Genomic DNA, 14,688 nt, shown 5'->3' on the forward strand with positions numbered 1-14,688 from the left:
CAGGGCTCAGGCTAGAACTACGGCGTCAAGTGCGAGTGAAGGGTGGGCAGGATGCAGCCAGCGCAACGTCCAACGATAGCGCAGGACGGCCTATTCCTCAACCCTCGAGGCAGCACCGTGTGCAACGGAACTCTGGGCGCTGGCTGGCAGCCCTAACCCGTGCAAACATGCTGGCCAATAGATTGGCCCGCTTTCGCCCTTCCGTCAAGAGATAACGCGGTGTTTGGCGCAACCATTTCTTCGGTGACTTCGTCGGGGTCGGCCGCACATGTGGCGAAGTCGATGCCGAACAGGATCTGCGCGCCGAACGAGAAGAGGTAGTCGATCAGCGTCAACGTGTCCGTGCGCCCGGGCAAAACATCGGCGGTCGCGGTGCCGCTGGTCGTCTCGATCTCGATGGTCTGGTTGGGGGTGCCGTAGTAACCCGAGTCTTTGGTTCCCGCGAACATGTCGTTCAACCATCCCGCGCTGATCATCTCAGCGGCTTTGACGTTGGCGGGCTTCGGCCATCCGGTGACCAGGTTCATCGCGACCTGGACGAACAGGTTGCCGCCGGTCATCGCGTCGCCGTGGGAGCTGCGGGTGAGCTTGACGCCGTTGAACTCGCCGGGCCGCCAGGTCTCCATCGCGGTGTTGGTGACCCCGGACAGGTTCCAGAAGTAGGCGCGTGCGGCAAGGTTGTAGATCGGAAAGTCGTGCGGGAGCTTGGCCAGCGCTTCGGGGGTCACGTCGCCGAAGCCCACCCCGTCGAGCATCACGACGCCGGCGAGCTTGTCGAGCGTGCCGTTGCCCGCCATGTAACCGGCCGCTCCCGCGGACAGTCCACCGCCTGCCGAATGCCCGATCAGCGCGACTTTTTCGACGCCGGTCAGCAGGGTGGCGCCGTAGCCCGCAGCCAGTGCGCTCTCCGCGAGCGCGGTGTTTCCGTCGACGAAGAGATCAGCGACCGCTTTGTGCATCGGGGAGCCACCGACCCAGCAGCCGTCGCAGGAGAGAAAGTTCGACGTCAGCGAGGTGGCGACGACGATGCTGTGGGTTGCCTCGGCGAGTCGGGCGGCGGTGTAGCTGTAGAACGGGCCGGCCGCCATGAAGCCGTGCTGGAAATAGATGAGCCGGGTGGGTGTGACACCTTCGGGGACGTACCAGTCGGCGGGCACCTCGTAACCGTCCCCGCAGTCGATCAGCAGCTTCGAACTCTTCACCGTGACGGTGCTGTTGGGCGGCAGGATCGGCGGGCCGCCGAGAACACGGATCGCGACCGAATAGATGTTGAAGATGACCGTGCCGATGAGGCTGAGCAACGTCTGATGTGGCGGTGTGGCCGCCGCTTCCGACGCTGTGTCGAGCGCGCGCAAGCTCGCCACCGGTTGAGTAATCCGCGACGGTTCGGTCGCCTCCGTCGCCTGGGCCGGCTCAGACGGGGCGTCGGCCTCGGACTCCGGTGCTGCGACGTCGACCGTCACGGGGATTACGGCGTCGCGCACTTCTTCGACGGGAACGTCCTCGATGACCTCGTCGACGACCATCGGCACTTCGACGGGCGTCTCATCGGCGAGCGGCTCGTCATCGACGGGCACCTGGCCGCTCCCGTCGTCGCCCTCCACGACGTCGTCGTCGGCGTCGGCATCGTCGGACGGTTCCGCTGCGTCGGGGACATCAGGTTCCTCGGCGGTCTCATCGGGGTCGACGTCCTCGGTCGTCTCTGCACGGTGCTCACCTTTGGTGGTGTGCTCGTGCCGATCCGCTTCGGCGTCAGCGGATTCCGCGGGCTCCGACGACTGTGCGGTCGTCGTTCCGGCGCCACTTGCTGTCGAGTCCGGCGAAGCGACAGCCACCCCGGCGCCCGCCAGCATCGCTGCCGACACTCCGGCGGTGATCGCTGCCGCCCCAACGAGAACCGATAGCCGGTCGACCATTCACATCCCTCTGTTCGGAAACTGGCAAACCGTACCGCGGGGGCCGAAGACACGGGGCCATTTGCCGAAATTAGACTCCGGAGGCATTTCAGCGTGCCATTTTTCGCTCGGGAGGAGACGGGCAGACCGAGGTGAACGGCTCATCCACGCAAACGCCACCCGACCCGTAGGAGCCGGAGCTTGCTGGGACGGACCGGACTCGGGACAACAGTCCTGCGGCGATCTGAGTGACCGACCCCGACGACGCGTAAAGCCTCGGCGTGTAGGTGCCGCTGAGCATGTCGCCGATCCAGCCCGACGCCAGCGCCTGGTTGATCGCGATGTGCCAGGGCGTCGAGAAGCCGGTGGCGAAGTATGCGGCCATCTGAACCAGCGGGCTGCTGCTCTGCATGGCATCCGAGTGTCGACCGCCGTCGATGACGATGCCGTTGAATGTGTCCGGCCGCGCCCCGTGGAGGCGACGGGAAGCGTCCCCGTAGTTGTTCCAGGTGTCGGGGTCTGCGGCAAGGTTGTAAACCGGAATGGATTCCGGGATCTTGGCCAGATCGACGCTCAGTCTTCCCCCGAAACCGGCGCCGTCGAGCATCAGGACGCCGGCCAGGTTTCCACCTGATCCTCGTTCGACCATGTACCGGGCGGTCCCGGCGACCAGCCCGCCTCCCGCGGAGTGGCCTACCAGCACGACCTTGGTGGGAAGATCCTTGTTGTAGCCGGCGCGCTGCGCACTCTCGGTCAGCGCCGCCCGGTCCCCGGCGAAGAGCTCCGCAATCGCCCGGTGGGTGTGCGACAGCATCAGTGGATAGCCGGCAGCGTCAAAGATGTTCCACGTCAGCGTTGGCACCACGACGATGCTGTGGGTTTTCTCCGCCAGGTGCGCCGCGGTGGCACTGTAGAACGCCGACGTCGCCAACATGCCGTGCTGGAGGTAGACGAGGCCTTTGGGCTCGACGCGCCCCGGCGGGAAATACCAGTCAGCGGGCACGACCACCCCGCTACCAATCGTCAGCGAGGAGGTCTCCACTCGGACCCGGCTGCCGAAGGGCGCGCGCGCCGGGCCCGCAAGGAACTGCATCGTGCCGGTGTACAAGTTGTAGAACGCGGTGCCGATGTTGTCGAGCGCTTCGAAAAGGTTCAGCAGACCGGTCACGATGCTGGGCGATTCGACCGCAGCGCGACGCATGACCGCGGCCCCTTCGGGCGACCCGAGATCGGTCTCGATGCCAGTTAGAAACACCGAAGGCACGCCCTCGGCGGCGTCGGGCTCTTCCCACATGTCCGCGGTGTCAACGTTGGTATCCGAGTCGATCTCGGCAGGAGAGTCGGAGGACCCGACGCCCGGCTCCGGAGCTGCCATATCGAGACTGCCGCGGTCTTGGCCGTTTCCGTCGCCGTTAGACGGCCCGGGGTCGGCGACGGGTTCGACCTCGCCAAAGGTGTCTGGCGGATCATTCCCATCGACTTCGTCGGCCTCCGTCTCGTCGGCCTCCGTCTCGTCGGCCTCCGTCTCGTCGGCCTCCGTCTCGTCGGCCTCCGTCTCGTCGGCCTCCTTGTCGTCGGCCTTCGTGTCGTCGGCCTTCGTGTCGTCGGCCTTCGTGTCGTCGGCCTTCGTTTGGTTGACTTTCGCTTCGTCATCGGACCCCGATGACGCACGCGTGTCGGCCGTCGACGGCGCCGTGTCGTCGGCAGACGCCACGCCGGCCCCCGTCAACACAGCCGCCGACATTCCCCCCGCTAGTACGCCTGCCCCCAGCCAGGCTCGATAGCGGTCGATCATGCTTCTCCTGTTCTGCCGCGGAAAGAACTCGCACAGGATTACCGCCCGAGGCTTTCCGCGCGCGCGAGGGATCGATTCTGGCAAACTGTATAGCTAGGCAGAGCGAAGTTCAACAGCGCCACGGACAAAATTGACACTTACGTTGACAAAGGATGAATTAACTGCTCGCAGCGATGTAGCGACCGAACCAAAAGGGTGTTGCGTCGACAGCGCGTAAGTGCATGGCGAACTTCCGTACACGATCAAGCACAGTTAGCAACGCCAGTCACTTCGACCTCAGGCATCACCCGTGGCGCGTTGACCGTGCACGATGTGTGGGTGTCTCCATAAACGACAACACCGCCCGGCAGATGCCGGGCGGTGTCAGGACGTACGGGAGGAACGTCAGCGCTCCTCGGCAACCGGGATGCGGCCGGTGGGCGCGTCGTCCTCGTGGTGGCGCACCCCGCCCTGTCCGGGCTCATGGCTCGAATACTTGTTGGTGCCTTCGAGGTCCTCGCGGATGGCTTCCTGGGCGGCCGGCGGCAGCGTGTGCATGATCTCGCGCACGCGGGCCTGGCGACGGGCCACAGCCTTGCGCTCGGGCATGCCCGGAGTCGCCGACACCTGCGGTGGCACGCCCTCGATCTCCTCGACACCACCGTCGTGGTGGCCGGCGTCGATGAGGGCCTGCTCCTCGGCCATCGTCGACTCGTCCTTCTCCTCCGACATACCGATGGGGCCGATGCGGCGGCCGTTGAGGAACTGCTTGACCACTGGCTCGTCGCTGGTGAGCAGCACTTCGCGCGGTCCGAACATCACCAGGTGCTTGCGGAACAGCATGCCCATGTTGTCGGGCACCGTGCGGGCGATGTTGATGTTGTGCGTGACGATCAGGATCGTGCAGTCGATCTGAGCGTTGATGTCGATGAGCAGCTGCGACAGGTAGGCCGTACGCACCGGATCCAGACCGGAGTCGGGCTCGTCGCAGAGGATGATCTGGGGATCGAGGACCAGGGAGCGGGCAAGGCCGGCACGCTTGCGCATACCGCCGGAGATCTCGCCGGGGAACTTGTTCTCGTCGCCGCCGAGGCCGACGAGGTCCAGCTTCTCCATCACGATCTGACGGATCTCGGATTCCTTCTTCTTCGTGTGCTCACGAAGCGGGAACGCGGTGTTGTCGTAGAGGCTCATCGAGCCGAACAGCGCGCCGTCCTGGAACATGACGCCGAACAGCGTGCGGATCTCGTAGAGCTCCTTGGCCGAGCACTCGATGATGTTGGTGCCGTCGACGATGATCTTGCCGCGCTCGGGGCGCAGCAGACCGATCAGGGACTTCAGGAAGACCGACTTGCCGGTACCCGACGGGCCCAGGAGAACGCTGACTTCACCAGCGGGAAGATCGAAGGTCACGTCTTCCCAGATTCGCTGGGAACCGAAGGACTTCGTCAGCCCCTCAACCTGAATTCCGATGCCCACGCGAAGTCCTCTCGCCAGTACCAAACGTGCACGCCACAGGCTCCTCGCCTGTGGCTTGAGTCACTGTAACCTACCCGCCCACGCCGCCACACACGGTCTGCAAACACTCGCTCGCACACGTGAGCAGAAATGACTGTGGGGCCGGCCTGTTTGCCAGGCCGGCCCCACAGCTGACGTCGCGTGTCACGCCGACGTCAATATGCCGGCACGACGGGTGACGTGATTCTTGTTACTTGACGGACACCGAAGCGCCGGCGGCCTCGAGCTTGGCCTTGGCGTCGTCGGCGGCTTCCTTGTTGACCTTCTCCAGCAGCGGCTTGGGGGCGCTGTCGACGAGGTCCTTGGCTTCCTTGAGGCCCAGGCCGGAGACGATCTCGCGGACGACCTTGATGACGCCGATCTTCTTGTCGCCGGCGGCCTCGAGGATGACGTCGAACTCGCTCTGCTCTTCGGCGGCCTCGGCGGGGGCACCACCGGCGGCGGGGCCGGCAGCGGCGACCGCGACCGGAGCGGCGGCGGTGACGTCGAAGGTCTCCTCGAACTGCTTCACGAACTCGGAGAGCTCCAGCAGGGTCATTTCCTTGAACGCGTCGAGCAGTTCATCGGTGGACAGCTTGGCCATGTGAATGGTCCTTTCCTAATTACTTCTTTGGGGTGGTTTGTCAGCGGCCTCTACGCAGCGTCTTCGCTGCCGGCCTTCTTTTCTTGCAGAGCTGCGGCCAGACGGGCGATCTGGGACGCGGGCGCCACGAACAGCGCCGCGGCCTGGGATTGCTTCGCCTTCATCGCGCCGGCCAGCTTCGACAGCAGCACCTCGCGCGATTCGAGGTCGGCGATCTTTTCGACCTCGGCGACGGACAGCGCTTTGCCGTCCATGTAGCCGCCCTTGACGACCAGCGCCTTGTTGTCCTTGGCGAACTTCTTCAGCGCCTTGGCGGCGTCGACCGGCTCACCCTCTATGAACGCGATGGCGGTCGGACCGGCGAAAAGCTCGTCGAGCCCCTCGATGCCCGCTTCCGCCGCGGCGCGCTTCACCAGGGTGTTCTTGGCGACGGTGTAGGTCGTGGTCGATCCCAGCGACCTACGCAGCTCGGCAAGGTTGGACACCGTCAGGCCGCGGTACTCGGTGACGACGGTGGCCGTCGCCTCCTTGAACTTCTCGGCGATGTCGGCGACCGCCGTGGCCTTGTCAGCCTTGGCCATGCTTGCCTCCTCGTGTTGGTTGGACGTCCACCAACCGACGGAACGAGGGGCCGGAAATCACAAACGCCCCGACGCAGACAGGTCGGGGCGCACTTGAAAAGTAAGTGCAGCACGTGCAACACGTGCCAGCCTCGTCCTCCTGCGTGGGCCGCCGGGAAATCCCGGACCTTCAACCAATCACTTGGTGACCGACGGTCTTCGGTGGAACCGAGCCAGGATAGCGTGCCGCCCCCCGATCAGCCAAAACGCAAAGCGTCCCGACCGTCAGCAGATCCGCGGAAGCTGTTCGCCCAGTTCGCGCTCGACGACGCGGGTGGTGCCGAACGCCGTCCTACCGACGACCATCCCCGGGTGACTGTCGACGACGCGGCCGATCCGGACCGCGGCGGCGCCTTCGGGCCGGGTGCGCATCGCCTCGAGTACCGCGTCGGCATGCGCGGGGTCGACAAACGCCACCAGCTTGCCCTCGTTGGCCACCTGCAGCGGGTCGAGTCCGAGAAACGAGCACGCCGAAGCGACCGCATCGGGAACCGGGATCGCGGCCTCGTCGAGTTCGACGCCGACCGCAGCTGTCCGCGCGATCTCGACGACAGCGGCCACCAGCCCGCCTCGCGTCGGATCCCGCAGCGCATGGACGGCGGGCCCGGCCGTAAACAGCATCGTGGCAACCAGTTCGTGCAGCGGCGCGGAGTCCGTCGTGACGCGGGTGCCGAAGTCGATGCCCTCGCGCACGCTCATGATCGCGACGCCGTGCTCACCAATCGTGCCGGACACCAGAACGTGGTCACCGGGTCGCACGCGTTCGGGGCCGACGTCGACGCCGGCCGGGATCACCCCGACGCCCGAGGTATTGACGAAGAGCTGGTCGGCTCCGCCCTTCTGCACCACCTTGGTGTCTCCGGTGACGATGCGGACGCCGGCGTCGGCTGCGGCCCTGCCCATCGTGTGGGCCACGGTGCCGAGCACCTCGATCTCCAACCCCTCCTCGAGGATGAAGCCTGCAGTCAGCGCCAGCGGCATGGCCCCGCTGCACGCCAGATCGTTGACCGTCCCATTGACCGCGAGGTCGCCGATGTTGCCGCCCGGGAAGAACAGCGGCTGCACGACGTAGGAGTCGGTGCTGATCGCCAGCCGGCCGGTCTGGGACGACAGCACCGCGGAGTCGCGGCCCGCGCTCGAGCCGAACGCCGGGACGAAGAGGTTCTCGATGAGCTCCTCCGACAGCACCCCTCCGCCGCCGTGCCCCAGCACGATCCGTTTGGTCTCCCGCAGCGGCAGCGGACACACCCAGTCGGATGGATCGACGGTCGTGTGTGAATCAGACACCGGCGGGGGTGCCGAGTCGACGGAACTGGTAGTAGGCGGCGCAGGCGCCCTCACTGGAGACCATCGTTGCGCCGAGCGGTGACCGCGGGGTGCACGACGTTCCGAAGGCTGGGCATTCGTTCGGTTTCAGCAGGCCCTGCAACACCTCGCCGCTGTGGCACTCCCGGGACTCCTCGACCGCCACGTGGCCCACGCCGAAGCGGATCTCCGCGTCGAAGTCGGCGTAGCGCGGTGAGAGCGCCCATCCCGACTTCGGAATCATCCCGACACCACGCCACTGCCGGTCGGTGACCGTGAACACGTCGGCCAACGTCTGCTGCGCGACGATGTTGCCTTCGGCGGTGACGGCCCGCGGATAGGCGTTGCGCAGTTCGGCCGTCCCGGACTCCAGCAGTTCGACCAGCTGGCGCACCCCTTCGAGGAGGTCCAGCGGCTCGAAGCCGGTCACCACTATCGGGACACCGAACTCTTCAACGAGGGGGCCGTACTCCCTCGTGCCCATCACCGAGCAGACATGCCCGGCGGCCAGGAACCCCTCGACTCGATTGGTCGGCGAGCTCAGGATCGCCGTCATCGCCGGCGGGACCAGGACATGCGAAACGAGTAACGAGAAGTTTTTCAGGCCGAGTCGTTTCGCGTGCACCACGGCCATCGCGTTGGCCGGAGCCGTCGTCTCGAAACCGACCCCGAAGAACACCACCTCTTTGTCCGGGTTGTCGGCGGCGACCCGGGTGGCGTCAAGCGGCGAGTAGACGATGCGCACGTCTCCCCCACGGGCGCGCACCCCGAACAGGTCCTGTCTGCTGCCGGGCACCCGCAACATGTCGCCGAACGAGCAGAAGATGACGTCGTCGCGGGCCGCGATCTCCAGCGCGCGGTCGATCATCTCCAGAGGTGTGACGCACACCGGGCAGCCGGGCCCGTGGATGAACTCGACCGCGCCCGCGAGCAGCTGGTCGAGACCGTTGCGGATAATCGAATGCGTCTGTCCGCCACAGACTTCCATGATGGTCCACTGGCGTGAAGCGCTGCGCCTGATCGCCTCCACCAGCGTGCGGGCGGCCACCGGATCGCGGAACTCGTCGAGATATTTCATCGCGGCCCTCTCCTGTCCTGGCCCTCCGTACCGGCCAGTTCCTCGTCGAGTACGCCGAGGTCGGCGAACATCCGTAGCGTTTCGTTAGCCGAGGCCTCATCCAGCCGGGTGATCGCGAAGCCGGCGTGCACGATCGTGTACTCGCCCACCTGCATGTCCGGAAGATAGGCCAGGCAAACGGTTTTCGTGGTGCCGCTGAAGTCGACAGTGCACATGCGCGTGCCCGTGTCCTCCCAGATTTCGATGACCCTGCCGGGGATCCCTAGGCACATTCGCCGCTCCCTTCGTGTGCCAGCCGTGCGGCCGCGATCACCGCCTGACCCAACGCCAGTCCGCCGTCGTTGCACGGCACCAGCCGGTGGGTGAGTACGTCATAGCCTCTGTCCGACAGCCTGTTTCGGATGCCGTCGAGAAGCAGGCGGTTGGCGAACACCCCACCCGTGAGACCGATGGTCCCGATGCCTGCCGCACGTGCCGCCGCGTCGGCCGCGACAACGGTCGCCTCGATCACCGCGTGATGGAACGACGCAGCCAGGTCGGCGACCGATACGCTTTCCCGCACACCGTCGACCAGCCCACGGATCACCGGGAGCGGATCCATCACGCCGTCGCGCACCGTGAATCGCAGTTCGCCCGGCCGCCCGTCACGTGCGATCGCCTCCAGCTCGACGGCGGCCTGCCCTTCGTAGGTGACCTCCTGGCACACGCCCAGCAGCGCGGCCACCGCATCGAACAGCCGCCCCATGCTGGTGGTCGGGACGCACCCAACCCCGCGGGGAATCTGCTGCGCGAGGATGTGCAGACCTCGGTCGCCGACCGCTGCGAGCGGTGCCGGCGCGAATTCCCATGGCACAGCGGCCCGATGCAGCAGGTCGAGTGCGATCCGTGCCGGTTGCCGGGCGGCGCCGTCGCCACCCGGCAGTGCGAACACAGCAAGGTGACCCACTCTGCTGAATCGGTCGGGTGAGGGCACTGCAAGCAGCTCGCCACCCCAGATGCTTCCGTCGGTGCCGTAGCCGGTCCCGTCGTAGGCGATGACGAGCGCCGCGGTATCGAGCCGGTCGTGTTCTGTCAGCAGAGCGACGGCGTGCGCGTGGTGGTGCTGGATTCGCATCGTGCGGGCGATCCCATTGCGCGCCACCCACGCGGTGGTCGCGTAGCCGGGGTGCGCATCGCAGGCCACGACGGCCGGGCGGCGACCGGTCATGAACGCGAGATGGTCGAGCGCCGCGGTGAACGTTGTCTGGGTGCGTACATCGGCCATGTCACCCATGTGTGACGACATGTGCGCGCGCCCATCGGATCCCATCAACGCGAACGTCGTCTTCAGGTCTCCCCCGGTGGCAAGGATCACCGGGCCCACCCCGGTGCGGGGCACGTCCACAGGCAGCGGGGCGTAGCCGCGGGAGCGCCGAACCGGCACTGCACCGGATTCGCCGATGCTGACAACAGAGTCCTCGCACGGCACGTGGATCGGCCGGTCGTGGCCCAGCACGCCGTCGGCGATCCCGTCGATCCAGGACAGGTCCGCGTCGCGGTAGACGATGGGCGATCCGCTGACGTTGGCTGACGTCATCACCAGCGGCACCGGGCCCAGACGGTCGAACAGCAGGTGGTGCACCGGCGAGTAGGCCAGCATGACGCCCAGATCTCGCAGCCGCGGCGCGACACCGTCGACGACACCGCGGCCGGTGCGGGGGGCGAGCACGATCGGCGCGGCAGCCGAGGCGAGCGCGGCACCGACGCCTCCGGTCATCTCGACGACACCGCAAGCCGTGTCGAAGTCGGCAACCATCACCGCAAAGGGCTTGGCAGGTCTGCCCTTCCGGCTACGCAGCGTCGCCACGGCGGTAGGGTCGTCGGCTCGGCACGCCAGGTGGTATCCGCCGATTCCTTTCAGCGCGACGATCATTCCGTCGCGCAGTGCCCGCACGGCGGCCTCGAGCGGATCGGGTGCTTCTGCGGGCCCACGCCACCACAGTCGCGGTCCGCAGTTCAGACACGCGATCGTCTGGGCGTGGTAGCGCCGGTCCGCGGGGTCGGCGTACTCGGCGGCGCACGATGCACACATCGGAAACCCGGCCATGGTGGTCACCGGCCGGTCGTAGGGCAGATCCGTGACGACGGTGAAACGCGGCCCGCAGTTGGTGCAGGTGATGAACGGATGCCCGAACCTGCGGTTCGACGGGTCGCGCATCTCGCGCAGGCAGTCGACGCACACCGCGATGTCGGGCGGGACCAGCGTGCGCGCGTCGTCGCCCGCGCGGCTGCCGATTATTCGGAAACCGACGAAGTCCTCCCGCGGCCTGACACCGGTAATACGGATGTCGTCGATGCGCGCCATCGGCGGTCCGTCGCGGCGGATCTCCTCGACGACCGCGTCGACGGCGGCCTGCGTGCCCTGCAGTTCGCAGTGCACCGAACCGGAATCGTTATACACGTTCCCGACGACACCGTGCCGGGCGGCGATCCGCGCGAGAGCCGGGCGGAATCCGACCCCTTGGACCACGCCGGTGATGTCGACTCGCACGCGCACCACCTCGGGCGCGCTCGGACTGCCCTTCATACACCTCCTGGCCAGAGGACCTCTCCCGAGCCACATGGACAGGTGGCGGCGGTCGAGTACAACTAGGTTAGTGCGAGCCCACGGCGTCGACAATCGAGATACGGCACAGAAATTCTGCGTATTTCCGCAGGGATTCCCATGCGGCGAGACCTCATGGCGCGTCAGCATGGAGAGGTGCACGAGTTGTCGCTGTGCCGCGCGATCGCGGGCGTGGTGCAACCGCACGCCGCGGGGCGTCGCGTCGACGTGGTGCATGTGCGGGTCGGGGCGCTGCGCCAGGTCGTCCCGGAATCGCTGGAATTCTGTTGGTCGATGGTCCGAGACCACATGGACATGCCGACGGCACGGTTGGACCTGGAACTCGTTCCCGCCGAGGTGCATTGCGGGGTCTGCGGGCGCCGCAGTGAGATCACGTCCCGCTGGTCGGTGTGCTGTCCGCACTGCCACAGCGGAGACGTCGAGGTGATGTGCGGCAACGAGTTCCTGGTGACGTCAGTGGACATCACCTGAAGAGAGGAATTCCGATGGGCAGGTTCCACCGCCACGAGGACGGCACGCCCGGCCACGACCACGACCACGACCACGAGCACGAGCACGAGCACGGCGGGTACCGCACGGGGCCGGAAAGGGTTCAGGTCCTCGAATCGATCTTCGCCGAGAACGACGCGCGTGCGGCACACAACAGAAATACTTTCGACAGCAACGGTGTTCGCGCCGTCAACCTGATGAGCTCCCCCGGTTCGGGCAAGACCACCATCCTTGCCGCCACCCTGGACGAACTTGCCGACGAGTTCGCGGTCGGCGTCATCGAAGGCGACATCGCCACAGATCTCGACGCCGCCAAACTCGCCGGCCGCGGCGCGCAGGTCTCACTGCTCAACACCAGCAACGGATTCGGCGGCGAATGTCACCTCGATGCGCCGATGGTCACCCGTGCGTTGCAGGATCTCGATCTCGGCGCGCTGGACCTCGTGATCATCGAGAACGTCGGAAACCTGGTGTGTCCCGCCGAGTTCGATGTGGGCGAGCACGCCAAGGTCATGGTCTACTCCGTCACCGAGGGTGAGGACAAACCGTTGAAGTACCCGGTGATGTTCCGATCGGTGGAGGTGGTGCTGCTCAACAAGATCGACCTCGTGCCGTATCTCGACGTCGACGTCGCCCGCTATGAGGCCCACGTCCGCGAGGTCAACCCCACCGCACAGATCATGGCGGTGAGCGCGCGCACCGGCGAAGGCATGGCCGCCTGGTACTCGTGGCTGCGCACCTTTCGGAGCTCAGACGCACCGCGCTCACAGCGAACGCATACCTGACCGCTCTCACGTACCGCAGATGCCCACGAGCCCGGGGTCGAAGGCGGCGCGCGCAGTCACCGACGCGGCAGCCGCGGCGACGAGGACCGTCGCGTCGTCTTCATGGCCCTTGGGAAAGACGATCTCGGCGCTGTCCGGACCGTCGCGATGAGCCATCAACCAGTCGTACATCAACCAGTCCAGTGCACAAGCCACACCGGCGGGCTCGGCGTCCGCCCCCTGCGACGCGTCGACCACGCGCTGCAGCGCATCGATGTGCTCTCTGCGCGCCGCCTGCTTGTTCACGCCCGAGCTGTCGAACATCAGCATCTGGAGGGTCAGCGGAAACCGTTGTCCCCGTTCGGTTCGCACCACCCATCGTCCACCGAGCCACGGCTTGTCCGGATCGACTTCACACATCTCACCGAATCCGCCGACCACGCCGAGCGTCGGCTCGTCGAGTGCACCGTCCAGCGGGGCCGGCCCGAGCAGGCCGAGTGGTTGTCTGGCCAGGATCGAGAAGAGCACGGCGGTCCCGATGATCTTGCCTGCACGCAGATCCGGCTTGGAACCCGTGAGATCGACTGCTGCCGCGTACTCGAAGCAGCAGCGATCCAGCGTGCGATGCAACTCCGCAAGATCGTCCCGCTCGTCCGCCCCTTCGGGTCGCCGCCCACCGCCGAGGATGTCCCCGAACCGCGCCGCGGCGATGATCAAGGCATCGTCGAGCGCCTCGAGGTGGGTGGCGATCAGCCGGTCGGGTTCGTCGTCACCGCAGACCAACGCCTGCAGTGACGTCGATGCGCCGTCGGGCGCCGCCCAGTACACCCCATTCTGTGCGTCCGCCTGGACGATGCGGGGCCTCATGACAGGTGCCGCCAGATCACGACGCGATTGTTGCCCGAGTCCGCGACCGCCAACCGGTCGCCCCGCATCGACAAACCGTACGGCCAGCACAGTGTGTCGTGTTCCACCGCACTCCAGCGATTCTCACCGTTGGCGGCGAACGTCGGTTGGGCCAGCACGTGGTCGGCACCACGACCGTCGGCGGGCACGTTGTCCCACAGAAGGATTCGATTGTTGGCCGTGTCGGCGATCGCCACCAGGCCCTCGTCCATCGCGATGGCGTACGGAAACCGAAACCGGTCCGCCGTGTGTGGTCCGTAGGGCCACTCCTGCGTGCTGTGAAAGTCCGGCTGCCCCAGCAGGATTTCGGCGGATACGTCTTGCTCCGGTTGAGGTGACCAGCCCAGCACGCGGTGATCGCCGGCGTCGGCGACCAGCAGCAGATCCTTGTTGCCGGCGAGCCCGTGCGGCCACCGGAAGCTCGCCGGTCCCGCGGGTCCGCCGCGGTTCTCCTCGCGGTGTGTGGCGTCGGGCTGGCCGAGCACGACATCAGCAGGCTGTCCGGGCTCGGGGATCCCGCTGCGCCAACCGAGGACTCGGCGATTTCCTGTGTCGGCGACCCAGAACGTCGAGCCGACGACGGCGATACCGAAGGGCCAGTACAGCGACGCGGCATGGCAGTCGGATCCGCCGTTGGGTTCGGTCGTCGACGTGTTCGCTTGCCCGAGGACGATGTCGGGGGCGACGTCGCTGTCCGTGGGCACCGAGTTCCAGACCAGGATTCGGTGATGCCACGCGTCTGCGACGATCAGCCGACCGTCGTGGATCATCACGCCGGTCGGCAGATTCATCCCACGCTCGGGTCCGCGGCCCCCGGCGGCGCGGCCCTCGGTGGTGCCGTCCGGTTGTCCGAGGACGACATCGGCGGGCTGCTCGTCGCGGTCAGGAACGCCGTGCCACAACAGCACTCGGTGGTTGCCCGAGTCGGCGACGACGAGATGGCTGTCATCGAGGAAGACGCCGCGCGGGGAGTACATCCACGCCATGGTGGGCGCGGCGGTCGGCAACGCCAGACCTCCCGGCGCGGGTGCGCCGATCCAGACCTCGGGCGACCATCCGCCGGTCAGGTCACCGGCCACCGCCGGGGCCGGGTCGCGCTCGCGCGAAAGCAATGCGCCTCCGGTGTGGTGTCGGACGGTGTAGCGGCTCAT

The 14,688-nt window shown here is 66.7% G+C and carries 13 protein-coding genes; 2 read left to right on the forward strand and 11 right to left on the reverse strand.

The features are described from left to right. Nucleotides 1-152: 152 nt before the first annotated feature. The 9 genes from AWC12_RS06220 to hypF form a co-directional block, all read right to left on the reverse strand. Nucleotides 153-1,916: an alpha/beta fold hydrolase gene (locus AWC12_RS06220; protein WP_085172990.1), complete on the reverse strand. Its 1,764-nt coding sequence runs from the start codon at nt 1,914-1,916 to the stop codon at nt 153-155. Nucleotides 1,917-2,004: 88 nt separating this feature from the next. Continuing rightward, a complete protein-coding gene (locus AWC12_RS06225) occupies nt 2,005-3,690 on the reverse strand; it encodes an alpha/beta fold hydrolase (protein ID WP_165762767.1) in 1,686 nt (561 codons plus the stop codon). 384 nt (nt 3,691-4,074) lie between these two features. Next, nucleotides 4,075-5,148: an ABC transporter ATP-binding protein gene (locus tag AWC12_RS06230; protein WP_085172993.1), complete on the reverse strand. Its 1,074-nt coding sequence runs from the start codon at nt 5,146-5,148 to the stop codon at nt 4,075-4,077. A gap of 229 nt (nt 5,149-5,377) precedes the next feature. Beyond that, a complete protein-coding gene (rplL, locus tag AWC12_RS06235) occupies nt 5,378-5,770 on the reverse strand; it encodes a 50S ribosomal protein L7/L12 (RefSeq protein WP_024444677.1) in 393 nt (130 codons plus the stop codon). A gap of 50 nt (nt 5,771-5,820) precedes the next feature. Further along, a complete protein-coding gene (gene rplJ / locus AWC12_RS06240) occupies nt 5,821-6,351 on the reverse strand; it encodes a 50S ribosomal protein L10 (protein ID WP_085172995.1) in 531 nt (176 codons plus the stop codon). Nucleotides 6,352-6,615: 264 nt separating this feature from the next. Further along, nucleotides 6,616-7,677 (reverse strand): hydrogenase expression/formation protein HypE, encoded by a 1,062-nt coding sequence (gene hypE / locus AWC12_RS06245; RefSeq protein ID WP_085172997.1) that lies wholly within the window; start codon nt 7,675-7,677, stop codon nt 6,616-6,618. Then, nucleotides 7,670-8,773 carry a hydrogenase formation protein HypD gene (hypD, locus tag AWC12_RS06250; RefSeq protein ID WP_085172999.1) on the reverse strand — a complete coding sequence of 368 codons (1,104 nt, stop codon included), beginning with the start codon at nt 8,771-8,773 and terminating at the stop codon, nt 7,670-7,672. The genes hypE and hypD overlap by 8 nt, the downstream gene beginning before the upstream one ends. After that, nucleotides 8,770-9,045: a HypC/HybG/HupF family hydrogenase formation chaperone gene (locus AWC12_RS06255; protein WP_024444673.1), complete on the reverse strand. Its 276-nt coding sequence runs from the start codon at nt 9,043-9,045 to the stop codon at nt 8,770-8,772. Before AWC12_RS06255 ends, hypD begins: the two co-directional genes overlap by 4 nt. After that, on the reverse strand, nt 9,036-11,339 hold the full coding sequence (gene hypF / locus AWC12_RS06260; protein WP_110808570.1) for a carbamoyltransferase HypF: 2,304 nt from the start codon (nt 11,337-11,339) through the stop codon (nt 9,036-9,038). Before hypF ends, AWC12_RS06255 begins: the two co-directional genes overlap by 10 nt. Before the next feature lie 174 nt (nt 11,340-11,513). Here hypF and AWC12_RS06265 point away from each other — a divergent pair, with 174 nt between their 5' ends. After that, the gene (locus AWC12_RS06265; protein WP_024444671.1) at nt 11,514-11,849 is read left to right on the forward strand and encodes a hydrogenase maturation nickel metallochaperone HypA; all 336 of its coding nucleotides are present in this window, start codon (nt 11,514-11,516) and stop codon (nt 11,847-11,849) included. 14 nt (nt 11,850-11,863) lie between these two features. Continuing rightward, a complete protein-coding gene (gene hypB, locus AWC12_RS06270; protein ID WP_085173004.1) occupies nt 11,864-12,652 on the forward strand; it encodes a hydrogenase nickel incorporation protein HypB in 789 nt (262 codons plus the stop codon). 6 nt (nt 12,653-12,658) lie between these two features. On the opposite strand, the gene AWC12_RS06275 is transcribed toward hypB, so the two are convergent. Beyond that, the gene (locus tag AWC12_RS06275; RefSeq protein WP_085173006.1) at nt 12,659-13,498 is read right to left on the reverse strand and encodes a hypothetical protein; all 840 of its coding nucleotides are present in this window, start codon (nt 13,496-13,498) and stop codon (nt 12,659-12,661) included. Then, entirely contained in the window at nt 13,495-14,688 is a 1,194-nt protein-coding gene (locus AWC12_RS06280) for an NHL repeat-containing protein (protein WP_085173008.1), read from the reverse strand. Before AWC12_RS06280 ends, AWC12_RS06275 begins: the two co-directional genes overlap by 4 nt.

The organism is Mycolicibacterium iranicum (genome assembly GCF_002101705.1).
Lineage (GTDB): Bacteria > Actinomycetota > Actinomycetes > Mycobacteriales > Mycobacteriaceae > Mycobacterium > Mycobacterium iranicum.

Excerpts from the sequence above, each read along its gene's own strand:
- AWC12_RS06220 (WP_085172990.1), bottom strand. The coding sequence starts at position 1,916 with ATGGTCGACCGGCTATCGGTTCTCGTTGGGGCGGCAGCGATCACCGCC.
- AWC12_RS06225 (WP_165762767.1), bottom strand. The coding sequence starts at position 3,690 with ATGATCGACCGCTATCGAGCCTGGCTGGGGGCAGGCGTACTAGCGGGG.
- rplL (WP_024444677.1), bottom strand. The coding sequence starts at position 5,770 with ATGGCCAAGCTGTCCACCGATGAACTGCTCGACGCGTTCAAGGAAATG.
- rplJ (WP_085172995.1), bottom strand. The coding sequence starts at position 6,351 with ATGGCCAAGGCTGACAAGGCCACGGCGGTCGCCGACATCGCCGAGAAG.
- hypD (WP_085172999.1), bottom strand. The coding sequence starts at position 8,773 with ATGAAATATCTCGACGAGTTCCGCGATCCGGTGGCCGCCCGCACGCTG.
- AWC12_RS06255 (WP_024444673.1), bottom strand. The coding sequence starts at position 9,045 with ATGTGCCTAGGGATCCCCGGCAGGGTCATCGAAATCTGGGAGGACACG.
- hypF (WP_110808570.1), bottom strand. The coding sequence starts at position 11,339 with ATGAAGGGCAGTCCGAGCGCGCCCGAGGTGGTGCGCGTGCGAGTCGAC.
- hypB (WP_085173004.1), top strand. The coding sequence starts at position 11,864 with ATGGGCAGGTTCCACCGCCACGAGGACGGCACGCCCGGCCACGACCAC.
- AWC12_RS06275 (WP_085173006.1), bottom strand. The coding sequence starts at position 13,498 with ATGAGGCCCCGCATCGTCCAGGCGGACGCACAGAATGGGGTGTACTGG.
- AWC12_RS06280 (WP_085173008.1), bottom strand. The coding sequence starts at position 14,688 with ATGAGCCGCTACACCGTCCGACACCACACCGGAGGCGCATTGCTTTCG.